The organism is Paenibacillus sp. J31P190, assembly GCF_059692075.1.
The window spans coordinates 133,176-153,128 of sequence record NZ_JCAUAS010000004.1 but is presented as its reverse complement, the minus strand read 5'-3'; the positions used below and the strand labels follow the sequence as shown (position 1 = coordinate 153,128).

The 19,953-nt window shown below is 44.0% G+C and carries 20 protein-coding genes; 5 read left to right on the top strand and 15 right to left on the bottom strand.

The genetic code is table 11. The annotated features are described in order from the left end of the window. Positions 1 to 105 precede the first annotated feature (105 nt). The 12 genes from AC58U0_RS10560 to AC58U0_RS10505 all read right to left on the bottom strand — a co-directional run bounded on the left by AC58U0_RS10560 (position 106) and on the right by AC58U0_RS10505 (position 14,164). Positions 106 to 2,340, bottom strand: coding sequence for an AraC family transcriptional regulator (locus AC58U0_RS10560; protein WP_497378960.1), 2,235 nt, complete (start codon positions 2,338 to 2,340; stop codon positions 106 to 108). Positions 2,341 to 2,520: 180 nt separating this feature from the next. Beyond that, positions 2,521 to 3,387 (bottom strand): NAD-dependent epimerase/dehydratase family protein, encoded by an 867-nt coding sequence (locus AC58U0_RS10555; protein ID WP_497378959.1) that lies wholly within the window; start codon positions 3,385 to 3,387, stop codon positions 2,521 to 2,523. An 18-nt stretch (positions 3,388 to 3,405) separates the two neighbouring features. After that, positions 3,406 to 4,167 carry an SDR family NAD(P)-dependent oxidoreductase gene (locus tag AC58U0_RS10550; protein WP_497378958.1) on the bottom strand — a complete coding sequence of 254 codons (762 nt, stop codon included), beginning with the start codon at positions 4,165 to 4,167 and terminating at the stop codon, positions 3,406 to 3,408. Positions 4,168 to 4,179: 12 nt separating this feature from the next. After that, positions 4,180 to 5,130 carry an aldo/keto reductase gene (locus tag AC58U0_RS10545; RefSeq protein ID WP_497378957.1) on the bottom strand — a complete coding sequence of 317 codons (951 nt, stop codon included), beginning with the start codon at positions 5,128 to 5,130 and terminating at the stop codon, positions 4,180 to 4,182. Between the two features lie 34 nt (positions 5,131 to 5,164). Beyond that, a complete protein-coding gene (locus AC58U0_RS10540; protein WP_497378956.1) occupies positions 5,165 to 5,485 on the bottom strand; it encodes an NIPSNAP family protein in 321 nt (106 codons plus the stop codon). Positions 5,486 to 5,746: 261 nt separating this feature from the next. Beyond that, a complete protein-coding gene (locus AC58U0_RS10535; protein ID WP_497378955.1) occupies positions 5,747 to 5,854 on the bottom strand; it encodes a YjcZ family sporulation protein in 108 nt (35 codons plus the stop codon). A gap of 139 nt (positions 5,855 to 5,993) precedes the next feature. After that, the gene (locus AC58U0_RS10530; protein WP_497378954.1) at positions 5,994 to 6,884 is read right to left on the bottom strand and encodes a carbohydrate ABC transporter permease; all 891 of its coding nucleotides are present in this window, start codon (positions 6,882 to 6,884) and stop codon (positions 5,994 to 5,996) included. A gap of 25 nt (positions 6,885 to 6,909) precedes the next feature. Beyond that, positions 6,910 to 7,767, bottom strand: a complete 858-nt coding sequence (locus tag AC58U0_RS10525) for an ABC transporter permease (RefSeq protein WP_497379166.1) — start codon at positions 7,765 to 7,767, stop codon at positions 6,910 to 6,912. A gap of 177 nt (positions 7,768 to 7,944) precedes the next feature. Further along, on the bottom strand, positions 7,945 to 9,576 hold the full coding sequence (locus tag AC58U0_RS10520; RefSeq protein WP_497378953.1) for an extracellular solute-binding protein: 1,632 nt from the start codon (positions 9,574 to 9,576) through the stop codon (positions 7,945 to 7,947). Between the two features lie 255 nt (positions 9,577 to 9,831). Then, positions 9,832 to 12,093 carry an AraC family transcriptional regulator gene (locus AC58U0_RS10515; RefSeq protein WP_497378952.1) on the bottom strand — a complete coding sequence of 754 codons (2,262 nt, stop codon included), beginning with the start codon at positions 12,091 to 12,093 and terminating at the stop codon, positions 9,832 to 9,834. Positions 12,094 to 12,381: 288 nt separating this feature from the next. Continuing rightward, positions 12,382 to 12,750, bottom strand: a complete 369-nt coding sequence (locus AC58U0_RS10510; protein ID WP_497378951.1) for a hypothetical protein — start codon at positions 12,748 to 12,750, stop codon at positions 12,382 to 12,384. Positions 12,751 to 12,910: 160 nt separating this feature from the next. Beyond that, positions 12,911 to 14,164, bottom strand: coding sequence for an MFS transporter (locus tag AC58U0_RS10505; RefSeq protein ID WP_497378950.1), 1,254 nt, complete (start codon positions 14,162 to 14,164; stop codon positions 12,911 to 12,913). Between the two features lie 198 nt (positions 14,165 to 14,362). Between AC58U0_RS10505 and AC58U0_RS10500 the strand changes: the two genes are divergently transcribed. Together AC58U0_RS10500 and nagA are read left to right on the top strand one after the other, a co-directional pair. Then, positions 14,363 to 15,157 carry a DeoR/GlpR family DNA-binding transcription regulator gene (locus AC58U0_RS10500; protein WP_497378949.1) on the top strand — a complete coding sequence of 265 codons (795 nt, stop codon included), beginning with the start codon at positions 14,363 to 14,365 and terminating at the stop codon, positions 15,155 to 15,157. Further along, positions 15,147 to 16,292: an N-acetylglucosamine-6-phosphate deacetylase gene (gene nagA / locus AC58U0_RS10495; protein ID WP_497378948.1), complete on the top strand. Its 1,146-nt coding sequence runs from the start codon at positions 15,147 to 15,149 to the stop codon at positions 16,290 to 16,292. The genes AC58U0_RS10500 and nagA overlap by 11 nt, the downstream gene beginning before the upstream one ends. A 69-nt stretch (positions 16,293 to 16,361) precedes the next feature. On the opposite strand, the gene AC58U0_RS10490 is transcribed toward nagA, so the two are convergent. Further along, positions 16,362 to 17,621, bottom strand: coding sequence for an FAD-binding protein (locus AC58U0_RS10490; protein WP_497378947.1), 1,260 nt, complete (start codon positions 17,619 to 17,621; stop codon positions 16,362 to 16,364). Between the two features lie 230 nt (positions 17,622 to 17,851). After that, positions 17,852 to 18,019, bottom strand: a complete 168-nt coding sequence (locus AC58U0_RS10485; RefSeq protein WP_497379187.1) for a hypothetical protein — start codon at positions 18,017 to 18,019, stop codon at positions 17,852 to 17,854. On the opposite strand from AC58U0_RS10485, the gene AC58U0_RS10480 reads away from it, so the two are divergent. Further along, positions 17,979 to 18,074, top strand: a complete 96-nt coding sequence (locus AC58U0_RS10480) for a hypothetical protein (RefSeq protein ID WP_497379165.1) — start codon at positions 17,979 to 17,981, stop codon at positions 18,072 to 18,074. The two genes, AC58U0_RS10485 and AC58U0_RS10480, sit on opposite strands and share 41 nt — an antisense overlap. 111 nt (positions 18,075 to 18,185) lie before the next feature. Here AC58U0_RS10480 and AC58U0_RS10475 read toward each other — a convergent pair whose 3' ends face one another. Then, positions 18,186 to 18,359, bottom strand: a complete 174-nt coding sequence (locus AC58U0_RS10475) for a hypothetical protein (RefSeq protein WP_497378946.1) — start codon at positions 18,357 to 18,359, stop codon at positions 18,186 to 18,188. A 353-nt stretch (positions 18,360 to 18,712) separates the two neighbouring features. Here AC58U0_RS10475 and AC58U0_RS10470 point away from each other — a divergent pair, with 353 nt between their 5' ends. Further along, positions 18,713 to 19,087 (top strand): MerR family transcriptional regulator, encoded by a 375-nt coding sequence (locus tag AC58U0_RS10470; protein ID WP_497378945.1) that lies wholly within the window; start codon positions 18,713 to 18,715, stop codon positions 19,085 to 19,087. 28 nt (positions 19,088 to 19,115) lie between these two features. Next, complete coding sequence (locus AC58U0_RS10465; protein ID WP_497378944.1) at positions 19,116 to 19,877, top strand: SDR family oxidoreductase; 762 nt, start codon at positions 19,116 to 19,118, stop codon at positions 19,875 to 19,877. The last annotated feature ends 76 nt before the right edge of the window (positions 19,878 to 19,953 follow it).

Here is a 19,953-nt window from a genome sequence, read left to right as displayed (position 1 = left end):
CCCACCCGAGAGCAGCCCTGCAATTTACATGTTTCTGGCGGTAAACAAAAATCGGATCAGGCCATAATGACCCAATCCGACGTAACGATTAACAATTTTCCGCTATTAACAATTGCGTTCTTTCCGGTAATCTCCAGGTGTCACGCCTACCAATCGCTTGAAAACACGGTTAAATGATACAGGGTTCAAATAACCTACCCGATACCCAACCTCTTGTATACTGGACTCCGTCTCCGTCAGTAGCTGTTTGGCAAGCTCGACTCTGCGGTTGATCAGATAATCAATAAACTTAATATCGAATTGCTCCTTGAACAATGAGCTGACATTTTTTGAAGGGATACCGAATTGCTCGCTAAGATGAACAAGCGACAGATCCGGATTTGACAGGTGGTCGGAGATATATTGCTTCATTTCAAGCGCAATGACATGTTCGCTTCCATTACGGGCTTTCTCCGACATGACATATTCTAGTTTCTCCATAATTTCAAGCAGCTGATCTTGTACTTCCTCAATTGTCTCGAATTGCTCAATAACATCCTTCATAATCGCTTTGTTCGTATGCACGATCTCATCGTTTAGTACAAGGCCGTGAATATGTTCAAACAAGTGGAAAGATAAGTAATGTAGCAAATTGACAATATCGTCCCGCTTCAGCCTATTCGCAATGATTTCCGTGTAAATCCGATTATATTTGATCCGCCAATCCGGCTCCAGCATCCGAAACGAATACACCATACTGCGAACCCGTTCAAGATGGTAATACAGCTCAACCTCGTATTCTTTGGCCGTCTCCCAGTACCCGATCACGCGGTCATTCCCAAGTACGAACCTGTAATTAATCGCTTCGATGGCAGACTTATAGGAGTCTTTGAGCTGAGGCACTGTCTCTGTCACTTGACCTACACCGAAAGTTACCGTGAAAGGCAGATTGTTGCGGATCCAGGTAAGCGCATGCTCCGTGAACGGCTTGATGTTATCGAATAATTCGTTAGGAATGTCCTCCTGCGTAAAAATGAAGACACACATTTCCTTATCGTTGATCCACTCGGTCCAGCTGCGAAGGGACGATTTCTGGACAAGCTCCGTATACATGTTCTGAATGATGAAGCGATATAAAATAAGATCTTGATCCGTGAACCGGTTGCGGATTTCCGAATATTTATCAATGGAAGCGACCAGGACCGCCGCCTTTTTGAACCCGCCTTTGAAGCCGTGCCTCTCCAGCTCGTTAATCCATTCCTCGTTCGCTAACGATCTGGAGCCGTTCATAACCTCAAGGAAGATGGACTTTTTACGATAATTAACATTCTGATCCGACTGCGACTTAAACACATTGAATCGTTCAACGAGCGAATGAAACGTTGTCTCGATATAGTGAAATTCATTATCTTTATTGCCGCTTTGGGCCGCGCCTGCTTGCGACATCTCATCCAATTTGGAAATAAGCGCCCGAAGCGGCTTATAATTCCGGTTCGTCATATAAAGGATCGATAATAACCCGATCAAAACGACAGCTGCGGCAAAAACAAACCAAATTCCCGAGAACACTTGGACAATAGAAAATCTATTCCCATTCACTAAGCCGCTTTTATACGTCCAGCCTGTATATTCCGATACAATCGTTGACATGACCTTCCGATTTCCTTCTTTATCCTCGCGCTCCGGAAACAAACTCATGCCTTCCGAGCCGGTAACCGTAACAAAACTGACCGATTGATCCAGACTTTTAGAGATCAGCTGATTCAAGGCATTGATCGACACATTTACTACCATGAGGCCGCTTTCTCCCGAGCTCGTTACATACTTGCGCGCTATGGAGACTACTGCTTCCATTCTTGACGTTCCAAACTCTTTGAACAGCCGCTTATCCGTCCAATGATAAGAATAAGTATCCTTCATCAGTCCTTGAATAAATTCGCGATCGGCAAAAGACTGCAGCGGGGCGACTGTATTTGAGCTGAGTACATAACCATCGCTATCACGTACGAGATATAGGGAATGAATGAATGGGTTCAGCTGCTTCATATTATTGAATTCTTGGGTCACCTGGTAGGTGAAATAGGTTGAAGGCTGGCCCCTCTGATTGAAAAAGTCCAACATATTAAAATCGGAAGGATTATTATTTCTCGTTTGTTTGATCACCATTAAATGATCGATCGCTTGCAGTGTCTGCTCCACTGTCTGAAGCGACTGATTATTGATGCTTGTGTAAACGCTGGCCGCATCCTGTTGCGCCCGCTCGCTTAAAATTTGAAAAAAAATAAAAAACAGAAACGAAATGATTAAAAGGAAGACCGGCATGTAAGAAAAAAGCAAACGGTAATACCATGTTTTCTTCATCTCCATCTCCCTTTCCTTGCTTGTTATGGTAACGCTATCATTTTAACAGTTCGTCTACTTGGTGACAATACGATGAAAAAGACCTAACCTTTAGGTTATGGCCTTTGTTCCAAGCGAAAATCCCTACTTCTTCAACTATTTTTCCCGTTTCTTAAGATTTCATTTTTGCATTAGAGGCGTTTATTGTTCCATGAAGTAATGCTGCTGTTTCCAGCCGAGAACTTCTTTGATCTTGGCATTCGATAGAAAGCTGGCTCGTCCAGGCAAATGTTGGACGTATTCAGCAAGCTCAGGCATAAACTTACGAATCAGCTCTTCACTAGACAGATCGGATGAAGTGTCGTCAGCTGCCAAAATAAGTGATTGTGCACCAAGCCCATCTTTCTCCACAGCCAATCTACAGGCTACTGCCATATCCCTGACATCAATATAGCTCCAAAGAATGCGAATTCGTTCTTCTGGATTTGCGAAAGTCTGCTTTACTCGCGGGTAATCCTTGGGTTCCAAAATATTTCCAAGACGGAAGGAAATAACCTGCATACCTGTCCTTCGATGGAAAGCTTCCCCTGTTATTTCATTAACCATCTTGGATAATCCGTAGCTATCTTCCGACAACTGAGGATGGCTTTCATCAACAGGAAGGAAATTCGGCGCGAAAAATTGACTTGCAAACACGATACCGTATGATGATTCGCTGGATGCGAGTACCACCTTGCGGATACCGAGGTTAGCTGCAGCCTCCAAGATGTTATACGTATTCATGACATTATTCCGGAATGTCACATCATTCGGATAAATAAACGCTTCCGGTATCGCTGCGAAATGAATCACCGCTTCCACGGGTTGTCTATCCCTGACACTGAATTGCGATAAGGCATTGTGAACCTGACCCAAATCGTTCAAATCTACAATCTGTGTCTTGCACAAGCGTTCTTCCGGCAGCTTCCAATCCAAATTCAATACCTCATACCCCTGCTCAACCAACTCTTTCACAATCCATTTACCGGCTTTTCCACTTCCGCCTGTCACGATTATTCTCTTTTTCATCGAATCTAGCTCCTTATTTCATATCGTCGGCATTACGTTGCCGCCGTTCACGGGAATAAATGCTCCCGTAATAAAACTCGCCAAATCAGATGCCAGAAACGCTACCACATTGGCGATTTCCTGATCGGTGCCACGGCGTTTCAACGGTACATGGCTTTCATATGACTCTTGGCGTTCCGTAAGGTTTTCCCGATCCTTATCGCTGATCGTCCAGCCCGGTGCCACTTGGTTAACAGTCACTTGATGTTCGCCGACTTCCTTTGCCAGTACCCGGTACAACCCGTCCATCCCCCGTTTGCCGCTCACATAAGCGGATTGGGAAGGGAAATTTTGCATGGAGCATTCTGTATTAATACCGATAACCCTGCCCTTTTTGCGTTTCACCATGTCTGGTAAGAATGCCTTTGCGAGCAGTACACTTTGTATAACGCACGATTCAAACTGACTGATGTAGTCTTCTATCGGCTGATCGAGTACCGATGTCCATTTGTACTGTACAACGGCATTTGCAACAACAATATCTACAGCCCCTGTAAGTCCGAGCGCGCGCTCCTTCAGCGCAGTGACCTCCTCCGCTTTGGTCACATCGGCTTGAACAGTAACAGCACGGCGCCCGATACCTTCGATCTCAGCCTGTAACTCGGCTGCCTTCAACTCATTCTGATTGTAGTGAATAACAATATCCGCTCCACATAGAGCCAATGTTCGGGCCATGACACGTCCAAGCTGTCCCGAAGCCCCGGTAATCAGCGCTGTTTGACCTCTCAAATCAATGTTCATATAGACTCTCCTTTATTCGACAGCTATTTTGCGAATTTCCGCAAGTGTAGCCTCATCCAAAGTCAGATCGACGGCCGGCAGTACGCTTAAGATGTGACTCGGCTTGCGAACGCCTACAAGAGCGCTGGTCAAAGCCGGATGGGCGAGATCATATGCGATAGCAAGCTGTGGCATGGTCATGCCGTACCGGCTCGCGATAACTTTCAGCTTCTCTACGCGGTCCACGTTTTTCCTCAAACCCTCCCCGGTATGTGCAGCGTTGCGGGAGCGCCAATCGTCATCTGAGAATTTAGTGTCGTAGGTATAATTTCCTGACAAGAGACCTGAAGTTAGCGGGCTGTAGGCAACGACGCCGATTCCTTTCTCCAGACAGAACGGCAAAATCTCCTTCTCAACGGCAGGCCTCAGGATGGAATAAGGCGGCTGAAGAGAATCAACATGTCTTACGGAAAGCGACGCTTCCAATAACGAAACATTGTAATTGCTTACGCCTACATAACGTACTTTGCCATCTTGTACTAGCTTATCCATGGCATGCATCGTCTCTTCCGCAGGAGCATTCGCATCCGTATCCGGCCAGTGCATTTGATATAAATCAATATAATCGGTACCGAGACGACGCAGGGATGCTTCCGCTTCACGAAGGATGGAGTCGTAGGTTCCGTTCTTGGAAATGTTTTTATTCTCGTCCCAAACCAGACCGCATTTGGTCGCCAACACCACTTTGTCACGGTCGCCCTTCAACGCTTTCCCGATAACTTCCTCTGAATGGCCCAAACCATAGACGGCCGCAGTGTCAAAAAAATTGATCCCATTGTACAAAGCAACTCGCACGCTTTCAGTTGACAGCTCATCGTCCTGGTTGCCCCAAGCACTGGCCCAGCCTCCTCCACCGATTGCCCAAGAGCCGAAGCCAATAACTGAAATTTCTGGACCATTCTTGCCAAGTTTACGATATTTCATGAGTATAACCCCTCCTACTTCCACATTTTCCTATCTATCCTTTAAAATATTCCGCTCGTTTCATAAAAATCTGCTCGACGCGTTCAACAATTTTTCCATCCTGCTCGGATTTTTGTTTCACTTCGTTCCATTCCTTGTCCTGCGAGAAAGCTTCCCACTGTCTTGTCCGTTCTTCCATGCTTTCGTACTTCATTGTGTAATATAGCTTGGGTTGCTCTTCCAAATCATCCTCCCAGAAATCACACACCTGCATGCCGAGTCTGGCGAAAATATCAAACGTATGATTGGAAAAGCGCTTTCGAATCGCATCAATTCTTCCTGGAAGAATCGTATAAATTCTCAATTCGTAAATCATTCGTCATTCACCTCCGATCACCTAACATTTTCAATTATAGATAATCATTTCTGTCATGAGAAGGAGTGAATAAATTTAAACTAAGTTACTTTAAGTTAACTATAGGCTTAAAATAGGCAGATAAATCAGACCGACTCGCACGGTCCTGTTTTCGTTTATTGTAGATGTTCGACAAAAAGAAAAAACGGCCTTTATCGCATCTATTTCGCGATAGGACCGTCTTTATTTTTCTCAATATGTTTTGTGTTGGATGAAGGAAAATTAAATTACAAAAGCTGATGTGATGATAACTAAAAGAATAAAAAGAACCAAGATAAATGCTACGTTGCGGCCCATACCATAACCCTCACCATAACCTACTCCACTCATGTTTACTCATTCCCCTCGGTGATTTTTCACTACGGTATAATCATATGTGCGGTACAAAGTGCTTGATTGGACGTATGTCTCTGGGAGGCAAACGCCTAGTTCTATACTTTCTTCTAAACAATTCAATCACTTCCCACGCTCAGCCTTTTATAGAGCCAATCAATACGCCTTTTTCAAAATATTTTTGGATAAAAGGATATAGGATTAAAATTGGCAGCGTAGATACGATGATCACACCATACTTGATTTGATCGGCATATCTTTGCGCATAACCACCTGCATCGCCGCCAACGCCTGCTCCACTGGCAAAAACCTGATTCGATAAAAGAATATCCCTTAAAATGATTTGCAGCGGCTGCAGCTCATTATTTCTTATATAAATTAAAGCCGTGAAGAAATCATTCCAGTGCGCGACCAAGTAGTAAAGGCCGATAACGGATATTAGCGCTTTGGACAAGGGCATAGCCACCTGGATAAAATACTTGAAATGAGAACAACCGTCCATAGCAGCTGCCTCATACAATTCCGATGGCAACGTTTCAAAAAACGTTCGTGCAATAATGAGATTGAACACATTAACGGAAAATGGCAAAATGAAAACCCACATCGTGTTTGTCAAGTGCAGACCTTTTATCAATAAGTAAGTTGGAATTAAACCCCCGTTAAAAAACAATGTAATGACGAAGATCAACATTAATGGACGTCTAGCCTTAAATTCTTTCCTTGAAAGCACATAGGCTGCCGGTAAAGTGAACAGCAAATTCACAAAAGTTCCGAGCAATGTGTATACAAGTGTATTTCGATAACCGACCCAAATTCTTGCGTCTTTAAAAATTTCCTGATATCCAAAAAAACTGATGCCTTTCGGTAGAAATAAGACATGACCGGTTGAAACAAGGGTAGAGTCACTAACAGATGCAATAATGATAAAGTACAACGGATATGCAATGATTAAAAAGATCAAGACACATAGCACAAATAGAATAAGACGGAATATGATTTCATTACCATTCTTGCTTAATAGACTCAACTCCACTCCCCCCTTCTACATCCAATTACCATAGACTCATATTTGAAAATCTCTTCGAGATGGCGTTCACGGCAATCAAGAAAATAAAATTAATGACAGTATTGAACAAACCAATTGCCGACGAGTAACTGAATTGATTAGATACAATACCGATCTTATATACATAAGTGGCAATAACCTCGGAAACAGGGAGATTTAACGCATTTTGCATTAAAAAGATTTTTTCAAAGCCGGTGCCAAGCACATTCCCCATGCTGAGGATAAACAAAATAATCATCGTAGGAACAATAGCAGGTATATCCACATAACGTATCGTTTGCCATCTGCTGGCCCCATCAATTTTGGCAGAATCATACAATTGCGGATCGACCGTGGAAAGCGCAGCTAAATAAATAATGCTGTTCCATCCGCAATGCTGCCAAATATCAGAAAGCACATAGACAGGCATGAATGTATTTGTAGAAGCTAGCAAGTTAACATCGCCCATACCAATGGACTTCATCAAATGTCCAACAATGCCGGTTTCCGGCGACAACAGAACGTTCAGCATCCCGACCAGAACGATCGTCGAAATAAAGTGGGGTAAATACACCGTCGTTTGCAAGGTTTGTTTTGCTTTTTTTCTTCTGATCTGATTCAATATCAATGCCAGAATAATAGGAGCGGGAAACCCGAGAACAATCGACGCCAAACTGATGGTAAACGTATTTTTCATTAAATCGGCAAACAAATAGCTGTTCATAAATTGTTTAAAATAGTAGAGTCCGTGCCATGCTCCTCCCGTAAGGCCCTTGGAAAAATCATAGTCCCGGAATGCGAGTTGAATGCCGTACATCGGCACATAATTAAAAATTAATATGACAGCGATTGCCGGAAAAATCATGATCCACAATTGATGGTCGCGTTTGAATGTGCTTACAACGGTTGGTTTTCTAGTTAATCGGATACTGTCCGTATGCTTGTCGATTTCACTTATTTGAGAGCTCATCCAGGCATTCTCCCTTTTAGATAGATGCTATACCGTCCGCATAGGAAGCATAGCATCTATCATCATGCTATTTTATTTGTTCTTACTCATAAAGCTATCGTAGTATTTTTGCATAATCTCGATATTTTGCTGCAAACCGGCTTTCTGGCATTCTTTCACATAAGCATCCCACTGAGCGTCAATGCCGCCTTTCGTAACCCATTGCGCAAATTTGGGATTCGCCAAATTCATGAGGTTCGTGTTGTTCAGACTTAATGTGTTATTATCCGCAGTCGAATATTTGATAAACAAGTTAGGATAGACGTCGGTCTTCGTACTTACACTCAGAGCGCTCTTCAGCGGTTCGGATTGTGTGAGAACCTCGCTCATATCTTTGCCGAGATTCAATTTTAAAGCATCAGCAATATACATAGGTCCGTTATCAGCCATAGATGATGTCCATTTCCATGTTCCAGGATCCATTTTCGAATCTGTCGGAGGTAGTACGCTATAACTGTCATCTCCATTATCCTTGATATTCGGACCTAATGAACCGAACAAGACCTGCATGCTGACTTTAGGATCATACAAGTTATTGATGAATTTCATTGCCGCGTCTTTATTCTTCGTTTTCGCCGACATGACTACCATGTTGCTTCCAAAGTTAAGGGAGTTGTAATCATAGCTCCAAGATAGTTTCGTGTTAGAATCTGCTGACCTCTTTAAGGGGGACATCGACGCATATTGCGGCGCTACCTGGTCTCCGAATCTGTCCGATGCGACCCAACCCCATGTAAAGCCGACCTTCGCTGTATCTCCGGTGCCGCGGGCAATCGACTGGTATTTCGTGTAATCGTGCGTAAATACTTCTGGGTTAATCAACCCGGCTGCGTAGCATTTGTTCAAAAATACAACCAAGTTTTTAAAACGTTCGTCGATCAGGAAGTTTTTCACTTTCCCGTTTTCCACATAATAGCCTTGGCCGCTTCCATCGGATAATGTAATGCCCTCACTCCCCAGGAGAACTGCAGGATTGAAATATCCGCCGATACCTCCCGGCCAGTCCATGGGGATCTCATCGTTCAAATCGCCGTTGCCGTTAGCATCTTTTTCTTTAAATGCGACCAGCACGTTAAATAATTCATCCCACGTAGTCGGCATTTTTAATCCCAGATTGTCCAACCATTTTTTATTAATAAATTGTCTTGTAGCAGAAGCGGGCCAAAAGCGTTGGTATTTGGGCAAACCGTAAATTTTCCCATCAGGCTGCGTGGCAATGACTTTTGTTTCGGGTTTAGCATTAAACATCATTTGCACATTCGGAGCGTTTTTGTTGACCAAATCGGATAAATCTTGGAACAGGCCTTGGAACTGCGCAAAATCGGCGTCTGTAATGACATTAGGACCAACAAATAAATCCGGAACATCACCGCTGGCAAGCATGGTACCCTTTTTCTGTCCCCAGTCTGCCGTAATCTCTTGCCACTTGATTTCAACGCCTGCTTCTTCTTCCGCTTTTTTCAGCCATTCCATTTCTGCAAGCGGTTTTGTCAGCGGGTGTTTGACCATGATGCCCGTTAATTGTACCTTGGCACCGCTTTTACCTGCATTTCCCGAACCAGTGTCGCTAGTTCCTTCGGTTTTGGAGCTGGATTCGCTGCAGCCTGCCATTACTGCGGCAGAAACCATAAACAACGATAGTATAACTGCTAACTTTTTACGCATTGCCGTCACCCCTCAAAAGTATTGGTTATGCACAATCCTTGCCGATTCCACCTTAACTTTAATCTTCGTTCGAGGAGGCGTAAACGATCAGTTTTTGATGAATCCCCATTTTTTGAAAACGCTTAACTTCGGTAATGGAGAATACTTGCAAATACGTCTTACAGACAGATTTCAAAAATTGCATATCTTCAAAAAATGAATCTTTACGAAAAAAAAAAAACGGCTACCACGCTGTCTTCAACGGGTAGCTTCCTTTCATTTGTTTGAATCCCGGTATTGGCCCGGCGTAATGCCGACTACTTTTTTGAAGGAGCGAATAAAACTCGACGTATTCGAATAGCCGACTTGCTGCGCGACCAATTCCAGCGTTTCATCTGATTTTCGAAGTAATGCGATGGATTTTTGAATACGAAGTTGATCGATATATTCCTTGAAATTTTGTCCCATCGTTTTCTTGAAGTGATAGCTGAAGCCCGAAATCGACATGTTAAAATGATCGGCAATGAGCTGCAGCGAAAATTCAGGATGCATGCCATTTCCTTCAATGAACGCAAGGATGTCATTCGGTGACGCTGTCCTGGAAGTTGGCTGTGAGCTGCGAATGAGATCGCAAAGCTTGCAGCAGCTTTCACGCATAATATCGATCATCTGCCGGGTCGTATAACGATGAAGGTAAGAGACGCTGGTCAATTGCAGCAAGCTTGGGTCGCCCTGCCGGAAACGCTGCAATCCGTTGAATATGACGATGACCGTGTTCAAATAAACAGCTCTGACCATATGCGGTGGAGTACCGTCGTGCCCGATATAGGCGATGATGCGCTCCATAACCGATTCAATTGCGGAAAAGTCGTTTTTTAAAATTAACAGCTCAAGCGATTGCAGTTGTTCTGCAAAATAGGAAACTGCGCTGGTTTGCTGGACTTCGATTTCGTCGAAAACAAGAACCGAGTAATGATTCCGTACCCGAAGATGCTCGGCAGCGCGAATGGCCTGCAAATAAGAGAGGTGAATCCCCTCCGGGGATTGTCCCGGTGCTCCAATTCCGATCAGCGTACGTATGCCGATCCGTTCGAGCAGCTCCTGCTGAAGACCGCAGAGATACGTCTTTAATTGAAAGATCGGGTTGTGGGAACCAACAAAGACGATCTCTTGATTATATATGCTATTGAAGAAGTACCCTTGAAGTCCTTCTGGCAATCTGTTTTCCTCCATCCGGCAATATTCAGCAATCGCTTCGATGCCGCCTTCTTTTGTTTCGCAAGAAAGGACAGCAACCATAATTTGAGTATAGTTGAAGCAAACTCCATACGGATCGGCCTCCTTTTGAAACGCATCCCATGTCGGGTAACGGTCGCATATCAGCTCGAACAACAGATTATCACGCATGACTGGCAGCGTGCTTTTTACCCTCTCGTCCAGACTGCTGTTGGCGGAGGAAAGTTGATCGAGCGCATACCTTATCGTATCGATTTCGTTCATGGTTCTCGGCTCTCTTAGCGTAAACAGGTTTTTAGCGAAATGGACCAAACCTTTGATCGGATGATAATTTTTACGGATGGACACATAGATGACGATCACTTCGAGTAATAAAATCAGAATAAAAAGAACGACGGTGTTACGCTGAATCAATCGGATATCTTGCAACGTTTCAGACACAGCCATCAGAGTAACATATTTCCAGGCATTTTTATCCGATACTTCGTGCGAAACGATAAAAGATTTGCCGTTGATCTGATAAATACCTGATCCAGACCGACGTTCACCCAAGCCGGACACCAAATCTTTAAATTCACTCGAATTACTGTAGGAGGTTTCGTTTGAAGCGACCAAACGATTTCCCTTTGGGTCAAAAATAAAGAAATCACCAGTAAACGCTTCGGAAACCGACTTCATCAGCCGGATAATCGTTTCCTCCTTCACCATGATGAGAACTGTACCGGGCGAGTTGAGTCCGCCTAACGGCAACGGCGATAAGAAAGTCAACATTCGCGTCCGGTTATTGCCGGATACGATGACGTTTTCCGCCGGCCGTACCGTTGGTGAAGTCAAGTTGTTCAATTCCTCGAACATGGCTTTATGCGGCCAATTTTCGTAATAATACCCGACGCCTGGACTCTCGAAATCGTGAATACTGTAGGCATTCCCTGTCTTGGCAAACAAAAAGCCGATGCTTTTAACATACAAGAAGGTGTTGTCGATGAATGCATCCGTCGCATTGTATTTCCGCATTTCGTTTGCAATGACGACTCTTTGATAATCGTCGTCCCCAGCCAAGTACAACTTGATCTCCTGGTTGTTCACCAGCTCCGACGGGAGGTTATACACATAACGGGTGAAAATATCCATCGAGTTCATGAACTGTGCGGTGACATGAGCGTTCCAGTCCATTTCCTTTTGCTTCACAACTTCCGTTGAATTCGGGTAATAGTAGAATAGAATAACGATGACGGGAAACAGCAGCACCAATATGTAGGAAATTAACAATTTGGCCAACAGGTTGAACCTGTTTTTTTTCATAAGTGTCTCCCTTCAGGAATTGATCTCAAAATGCAGCATTCCAAGTAAGCGGTTACAAGATGGGTTGAACCTATGTTGATGAGATCACCGACTTCCCATGGGTTAAGATAAGTGAAATAACATATGTATCTACCTCGGGAATACCCCTTTGAATATTCCACATTTTCGCTAATTTATCCTTTTTATTTTCGTAATTTGCCGTTTCAGATTTCACTCATTAGTTAATCCTCCCGTTTATTCATGTCAACCAAAAGCCTGTCCGGATAAACCGAACAGGCGCTTTCTTCATTACATTTTCAATTTGGCAATAACGGCGTAAGTGACTGTTCTGGAAACCGCTGTCGGGTTCCAGGCGGTGAAGAACCATCTGTCTTCAGAGGATGAGTAGTTGTCGAGCAAATACCCTTGCTGATTACCGGAAAAAATCCAAGAGCCGCTAATAATGTTGTAGGCGTTTCCGTTGATTGGCGTGCTCCGGAAACTGAAGGGAGCGACGGTAATCGGCGCGAATTGAAACCGGGCAAAGCCGTCGCCCAGTTGCGTTACCCGAACAGCTTTCTTGATGTTCAACACGACGGTACGCTTGGTGAATTTTTTTCCCAGCTTGATCTCGGCTTTGCGAATGAGCTGGAGTGTGCTTTTCTTCAAATCTATCATCACCTTTCTAGTTGATACGATAGTAGATGCATGATTGATAGATTTAGATTGGACTCTTCCCTCCGGTACAATGCATCATTTTCAATATCTAACACATTTTTATCGGTCCACTCGTTATGCCGCGATCATTCCTTACGATTGGCTGACATTCGCGGCCGCGTCAAGACTGTCCCTGCAGTCTCTTATCCAGCATGCCCTGTACGAACCACGCATAAAAGGCATACCCCGCAAGTATGGCAACCGCCGTAAGAAGGAAGGGCAGCGAATAATGATTTCCAGCCAAAATATAGCCCGCCCAATAAGAGGCGATCGTGTTGCCGATGCTGCGCGATACTGTCCGCATGACTGCGAACAAGTTGCGGTCTTCTTCGGCGACTGCCGACATGCATTCACTGTCCAGCAAGTTGTTTAGCATCGTGAAGCCTGTCCCGCGAATGAGCAGTAGTACGGCAAATATGAAGGCCGGCATGGCGAGCGCCATCAACGCCACGACAAACATGTTATACAGAAACAGGAAGACGAACGTGCTGCGGCTGCCCCATCTCTCTACGACATACGGCATTACGATAGATCCGATAAAAAAGAAAAATCCGGACAACGCGAGCAAACCGGAGATGCTGCCGTCCTCCATCTGAAACCGGAATTTCAGGATGACGTTCAGGAACGGGCTAAGCAGCCCGTACGTAAAGCCAGAGATGAAAATAAGCAGCGAAAGCATCAGCAGAAAATACACGGCATGCCTTCTCTTCGGCCGGTCCGAAGGTTTCGCTGTTTGAATGCCGCTGGCCATTGTTACCGTAGCATTTTTCACCCTTGCATGTGTAGATGGAAGCAGCAATCCCCGTAATATGCCTGAGAGCGCCAAGCATCCGCCGGCAATGAAGAATGCAAACTGGTACAACGTGGTATGCCCTGGCATCCAATCCGGCAGGTAGCCGCCGAGCCATGTGCCGAGGCCGGTAAAAAATGTGAATACGGCGAATAGCAACGAATACGCGCTCGTCTCTTCTTTCTTGCTGCGGCAATATTGGAAGATCAACTGAATTTCGGAGTTCACGATCGCTGTAATCCCAAGCGACCAGATGAGCTGCGCGGCGGTAACCGCGCCAAGGCTGGTTCCAAAGCCGAATAGCGCGAGCGACAGGAATGCCATGAGCATGCCGGTGACGAGCATCGTTTTGCGCCCAACGCTCTTCACAATGAAACCTGCCGGCAGACTGGCCAGGCCAATTGTCAACGCCCCAAGCGACGTTATTTTACCGATGTCACCTTTGGAAAAGCCGAGGTCCAAAAGATGTAAATTCAGGATGAGGCTGAAGATGCCCACTCCGATGCCAAACAAGCTTTCGGTTGCGATGAACCGCTTCACGCCGGGAGATAAATCACGAACTAGATTTACGGTATAAGTCCACATAGATGTACCTTTCCTCTTGCTACAAGTATGTGCTTTATCTTACATGGCTGGCGCATCCGTTTCAATCCTATAGTGAAATGACTTATTTACTCAATCAAAGTAAAAAAATAGAATCCTCGTTAAATACTTATATATACTTAAAAATTAATTTAAAATACTTAAATATAATGATAAACTTACTTACAAGAGGTGATAACGATGTACCAAGAAGAACGATTGCTAAAAATACTCGACTATATTAATGAACACCATGCGATGAGTGTTATGGATATCTGCTCTCTTCTAGATGTATCAAGGGATACAGCCCGAAGAGATATTGTTAAATTAGTGCAAGAAGGGGTCGTTATTCGTACACATGGAGGCGTCGCTTTGCCTCAATTGAAGAAGGAAATAGCCACCTATCAGGAACGGTTAATAGACGAAACAGACAGTAAAAGAAAAATTGGGAAGATAGCAGCTAAACTAATTCATGATCGGGAAACAGTCATTTTAGACGTATCAACAACGGTACAGTCTGTAGCAGAACAAATTTCTGCTAACCATATTACGGTTATCACACACTCCATAGACATTGTGGGGATTCTCTCAGGTCGGGAGGATCTGCAAGTTTATGTGCTCGGCGGTTATTTACATACCAAAAATCGGTTATTATATGGTCCCTCCGTCATCGATAAGCTAAGAGAATTGAGAGCTGATAAGGCATTTATCGGAGCTACAGCTATACAAACTGATGGGCTTTACTTTCCATACGAAGATGATGTTTCTGTAAAAAAAGAAATGGCCCGCAGATCAGATCAGGTAATCGTTGTGGCTGATTTCACGAAGTTTACAAGCAAATCGGTTTATCGTTTAGATTTTGACTTTGTGGATATTTTGATTACCGATCAAGAGGTGCCTAATGAAATAAGAGAAGTACTCCATAATAAAAATATAGCGATTATTGAATGTGAGGAGAAAGACAAATACGAGGAGGATAACAAAGATGAGTCTTAAAATTTTGCACAACGTATATGTGGTTGAACCAGACGACCTCGTTCTACCTGCCACACTTTGGATAAGAAACGGAATTATTGAAAAGTTAGAAAGTGGTCTTTCTTCTCTTCCCGAGGGCGAATATGAACTTATGGATGGCCAAGGACATTTATTGATACCTGGAATGATCGATGTGCATATCCACGGTGCTAACGGGTTCGATATGATGGATGGCAGTGAGGCGAGTATTCAAGAGGTTTCGCGGGCTTGTGCTAAAACGGGCTGCACCTCGTTTCTGGTTACCTCTGTTAGCTCTACAATTGAAGAATTACTAGCCATGATTCGCAGTGTGAAACGTGTCATCGGGCATGAAGTCGGGGCAAAAATTGCCGGTCTTCATCTAGAGGGTCCTTACCTGAATCCGAAGCGTAAAGGTATGCAAAATGAACGGTTTTTACGACATCCGAATCTTACTGAAATGAAAGAAATTTTTAACGAAGCAGATGGACTGATTAAGATGGTTACAATAGCTCCAGAATTACCTGGCGGGATGGAGCTCATCTCTTTTCTGAAAGAAAAGGGCGTCATAATCGCCGTTGCGCATTCAGACGCCACATACGAGGAAGCAAAGCAAGCTTTTGAAGCCGGAGCGAGTCACGTAACGCATTGTTTCAATGGCATGCGTCCGATTCATCATCGTGATCCAGGCCTGGTTGTAGCCGCTTTTGAAGAAGAACATGTAAGCCTTCAAGCGATTGTGGATGGCATTCATTTGCATCCTGCGATCGTTCGAATGATGCATCGTTTGAAAGGACCCGATGGCATGGTACTTATCACAGATGCTTTACAAGCCATGGGACTAGGTGATGGGAATTATATGTTTGGTGGCCATCATGTTACGGTTTCCGACGGTGTAGCTCGACTAGAGGACGGGACTTTAGCCTCCAGTACGGTTACGATGAATGAGGCACTGCGTCTAACTGTTGAAACCGGCATTTCTTTAAAAGACGCGGTTCAAATGGCTTCAACCACACCTGCACGAATATTAAGCCTTGATACCCTAGGCAGAATCTCCACGGGACTTGACGCTGATCTTGTCTTGTTAGATGAACAATTCCAAGTGCAATGGACAATGATTAAGGGTGATATCATCTAATGTCAACCGTCCATCACGAAACCGCACAATCCGATTCGCCTGTTGAGCAATCGAAATGTCATGTGTAATCTATTTTTCCATCAAATATGTATTCAAAAAGTCGTTACGAAACTTACCGTGTGGATCACACTGAAGCATCAGTTGTCGGAAGTCTGGCAGCTTCTCATAGAGCGGCTTCAACTGATCGGGCTGCATGGTAAACAGCTTCCCCCAATGCGGACGAGCCCGGAACGGCGCAAGTTGCTTTTCGATCATCGGCAGCACTTGTTTGACTGCCTCCCAATTCGGTTTCCACGTAAAATGAATAGCAACTGAATCCTGATTGTAATTAGGGCTCATCCACAAATTATCTTTGGCGATGGTACGAACTTCAGAAACATAAAGGTGCGGTGAGATATACTCCCGTATGCCATTAAGCGCATTCAATGCCTGACAGGCATCTTGTCGCGGCACGAAATACTCGCTTTGCAGTTCCTCTCCAGCACTCGGAGTGAAATCCATACGAAAGTGCGGCAATCTCTCGTGCCATGGTCCCGCGATGCCCATCTGCTCGCTGCAATTCTCTGCTGTGTGTCCTGGCACTGGATGCCGTGGTGAAGTTGCTAATTGCGCGTCGAAAAACTCAGTTGCCACTTGATCAGAGACTTGATCCGTCAGTTTCTGCTTTAGCCAGACTTGATTGAAATTCGGATTCTTCCAATCGGTGAATAGACTAACACTGTAAGCACTGGAAAAAATATCGTCAAAGTGCTCATTTAGTTGCACTAGAGACAGATTATCGTAAACATGCTGACTCATCTGAAATGTTGGGATCACATCCAGTGTAATTTTAGTGACTACACCCAATCCTCCAAGCCCAACAATTGAACTTGCGATGTCTTGCTGCTCGCGGGAGAATACAGCCATGTCCCCATTCGCCTGAACAATTTCCATTGAATCAACCACTGTAGCAAGATTGCCATTCCGATCACCAGAACCATGCGTTGCCGTAGCGCATGCACCAGCAACGGTTATGTGCGGAAGCGACGCCAGATTGTGAAGCGCATAGCCATGGTTATGAAGATGTTCACATAGCTCTCCATACCGGATTCCTGCTTCAACAGTTACCTTATTTTTTACAGTATCTAAGTCTACCACACGGTTAATGTTCTGAAGCGAAAGAAGGATTTCGGTACAATCGGCGATGCTATTAAACGAGTGCCGTGTGCCAAGCACCTTTATTTGCTTACTGCGAGCCACTAATTCCTGTACTTGCTCCACACTTGTGGGAGTATGGAGTTCAGAGGTACTATACTTGTAGTTGCCAGCCCAATTCCAAATATTTTTCATATCTTCACTCGCCTCCGAAAGTATTTATAATTGATAAAATATTTCTTTGATCAAATTTTCAACTTGTTTGCTTTAATTATTTATTAATTCAAAACAATATTGAATATTCCTGCTGTAGGTGAAAAAAGACTGCCGAGATGCCGGCAGCCTTATCCTATTCGTGGTTATTGAGCTGTAATTCCTCGTTAGACTCCAAGATGAGATAATTCTCGAAGCGCTCGGGAAACAGATTATAACCTTACGGTCAAATCCGCGATCAGCTTGTTAATGTCTCCTCGCATCAGTCCGCCGTGGTAGCAGACGACGCTTTCGATAAGAATGGAGTATTCAAAGAAGGATAAAATCCTCGATACGGCCATGGATTTGTTACGGAAGAAGGGCTTCAGTACCGCTTCCATGCAGGACATCGCCGAAGCGTGCAGAGTGGCAAAAGTTGCTGAAGGCTCATCTTGAGGCGGTTACAGAGCTGCGCTCGTATCTGCGCCAACTCAAGCTGCTCCTGACCTAGATTGCTACAAATGAAATGCTAAGGAATCTTAACAACGAGGTATATTTCCGTCCCGGTTAAGATACCTCTGGTTTTGCCTCCGGCTTAGCTGCAAACATCGCTCCCGGTTTCGAGACTGAAGCCATCTCCGGCTTTGCTTCCGGCTTTGCGCTTACCGTTGTTGGAACAGCAATTGCTGCAATCAACACAGCTCCCAACATCCATTTCACTGCTTTGTTCATTTTGTTCATCGTTATAACCTCCATAAAATGAATTCACTTACTACATTCATCTTACACCGGGTGTACTCCCTTAGCATGAGACATGGCCGGGAAATCCTTAGGGAAGATTATAGGATAAAATCGGGAAGTATTCCGGGAATCGCTGACAATACTATTTGTGCACCCTGTCGGTAACGAAAGCAAAAAGCCACCCTTGGCGGTTCCGATTTCACCGTCAAATAAAGTGGCTGATAACACGATTGTAGTCGCAGTAATGAATGAAGATTAGTTCAGACAAAATATTTTTTTGTTGACTTAAACCATGGTTTAAGTCGTATCCTATTCTTGTCGACAATGAAAGATAAAAATTTGGAGGCCTCCAGATGAAGTATTGTTCAATTAGCGAAGCTTCAGACAAATTCAATATCCCAGAATCCACGTTACGTTTTTATGAAAAAAAAGGACTACTACCACTAATCGAGCGAGATAAAGCTGGTAGGCGGTTATTTTCAGAAGATCAAATGGCGCTCCTTGAAACCGTTATTTGTTTAAAAAACACGCACATGCCAATAAGTGATATCAAACAATATATGGATTGGATAGTAGAAGGGGATAACACCACCCAACTCCGCCTTGAAATGATGAAGAATCACAAGCAAGCTGTGCTAGCTGAGATTTCGTTGATGACAGAATCCTTAAAAGGAATTGACGTAAAAATTACACGTTACACTAATCGTACTCAGGAAAGAAAAGAGTGAAAAAGACTTGGACGGAAGAGGAACTATAATGAAACTTTCAGGAAATACAATACTTATTACAGGCGGAAGTACTGGAATAGGATTAGCTTTTGCTGAGCGCTTTATAAAAGCTGGAAATAAAGTCATTATTTGCGGACGTCGTGAACATGTACTTCAAAATGCGAAAGAAAATTTCCCTAGTCTTATTACTCGTGTAAGTGATTTGGATATTGAATCCGAGCGTGTAGCATTGTTTGACTGGGTAACAGCGAACTATCCAGAAGTGAATGTATTTGTTAACAATGCAGGGATCCAACAACGCTTTAATGTGTTAAAAGCGGATCCGAAGAACAATTGGCGTTATTTCAATAAAGAAATCACCACCAACATAGAAGCACCTTTCCATCTCTCTATGCTGTTCGCTCCATTTTTTGCAACTAAAGGAGAAGCGACTATCATTAACGTGACATCTGGGCTGGCTTTTACACCGTTTGCAATTGCTCCGATTTATTCAGCAACAAAAGCGGCGCTTCATTCATTTACATTGAGTCTAAGACACCAACTTTCGAATACGTCTGTAGAAGTAATTGAAATTGCTCCTCCGGCAGTGAATACAGATTTAGGTGTGGCGGGGTTGCATACGCATGCGGAACCTTTAGATGCCTTCGCAGATGGAATTTTCAAAGGATTAGAAGAAGGTAAAAAGGAAATTGGATATGGTACTTCTGTGAATCGCTTACGCATGTCACGAGATGAAGTCGACGAACACGTAGAAAATATGTATAAGGCCATGAAAAACACAATTGAATAACTTCCGAAATCATAAATCAAAATGTCAGTTCTTTTGACTTCGCCTTGGCATATAAAAAGCAAAACTCGCCGCAGTG

Excerpts from the sequence above, each read along its gene's own strand:
- AC58U0_RS10560 (WP_497378960.1), bottom strand. The coding sequence starts at position 2,340 with ATGAAGAAAACATGGTATTACCGTTTGCTTTTTTCTTACATGCCGGTC.
- AC58U0_RS10555 (WP_497378959.1), bottom strand. The coding sequence starts at position 3,387 with ATGAAAAAGAGAATAATCGTGACAGGCGGAAGTGGAAAAGCCGGTAAA.
- AC58U0_RS10550 (WP_497378958.1), bottom strand. The coding sequence starts at position 4,167 with ATGAACATTGATTTGAGAGGTCAAACAGCGCTGATTACCGGGGCTTCG.
- AC58U0_RS10545 (WP_497378957.1), bottom strand. The coding sequence starts at position 5,130 with ATGAAATATCGTAAACTTGGCAAGAATGGTCCAGAAATTTCAGTTATT.
- AC58U0_RS10540 (WP_497378956.1), bottom strand. The coding sequence starts at position 5,485 with ATGATTTACGAATTGAGAATTTATACGATTCTTCCAGGAAGAATTGAT.
- AC58U0_RS10535 (WP_497378955.1), bottom strand. The coding sequence starts at position 5,854 with ATGAGTGGAGTAGGTTATGGTGAGGGTTATGGTATGGGCCGCAACGTA.
- AC58U0_RS10525 (WP_497379166.1), bottom strand. The coding sequence starts at position 7,767 with ATGATTTTTCCGGCAATCGCTGTCATATTAATTTTTAATTATGTGCCG.
- AC58U0_RS10520 (WP_497378953.1), bottom strand. The coding sequence starts at position 9,576 with ATGCGTAAAAAGTTAGCAGTTATACTATCGTTGTTTATGGTTTCTGCC.
- AC58U0_RS10515 (WP_497378952.1), bottom strand. The coding sequence starts at position 12,093 with ATGAAAAAAAACAGGTTCAACCTGTTGGCCAAATTGTTAATTTCCTAC.
- AC58U0_RS10510 (WP_497378951.1), bottom strand. The coding sequence starts at position 12,750 with ATGATAGATTTGAAGAAAAGCACACTCCAGCTCATTCGCAAAGCCGAG.
- AC58U0_RS10505 (WP_497378950.1), bottom strand. The coding sequence starts at position 14,164 with ATGTGGACTTATACCGTAAATCTAGTTCGTGATTTATCTCCCGGCGTG.
- AC58U0_RS10500 (WP_497378949.1), top strand. The coding sequence starts at position 14,363 with ATGTACCAAGAAGAACGATTGCTAAAAATACTCGACTATATTAATGAA.
- nagA (WP_497378948.1), top strand. The coding sequence starts at position 15,147 with ATGAGTCTTAAAATTTTGCACAACGTATATGTGGTTGAACCAGACGAC.
- AC58U0_RS10490 (WP_497378947.1), bottom strand. The coding sequence starts at position 17,621 with ATGAAAAATATTTGGAATTGGGCTGGCAACTACAAGTATAGTACCTCT.
- AC58U0_RS10480 (WP_497379165.1), top strand. The coding sequence starts at position 17,979 with ATGGATTTGTTACGGAAGAAGGGCTTCAGTACCGCTTCCATGCAGGAC.
- AC58U0_RS10485 (WP_497379187.1), bottom strand. The coding sequence starts at position 18,019 with ATGGAAGCGGTACTGAAGCCCTTCTTCCGTAACAAATCCATGGCCGTA.
- AC58U0_RS10475 (WP_497378946.1), bottom strand. The coding sequence starts at position 18,359 with ATGAACAAAATGAACAAAGCAGTGAAATGGATGTTGGGAGCTGTGTTG.
- AC58U0_RS10470 (WP_497378945.1), top strand. The coding sequence starts at position 18,713 with ATGAAGTATTGTTCAATTAGCGAAGCTTCAGACAAATTCAATATCCCA.
- AC58U0_RS10465 (WP_497378944.1), top strand. The coding sequence starts at position 19,116 with ATGAAACTTTCAGGAAATACAATACTTATTACAGGCGGAAGTACTGGA.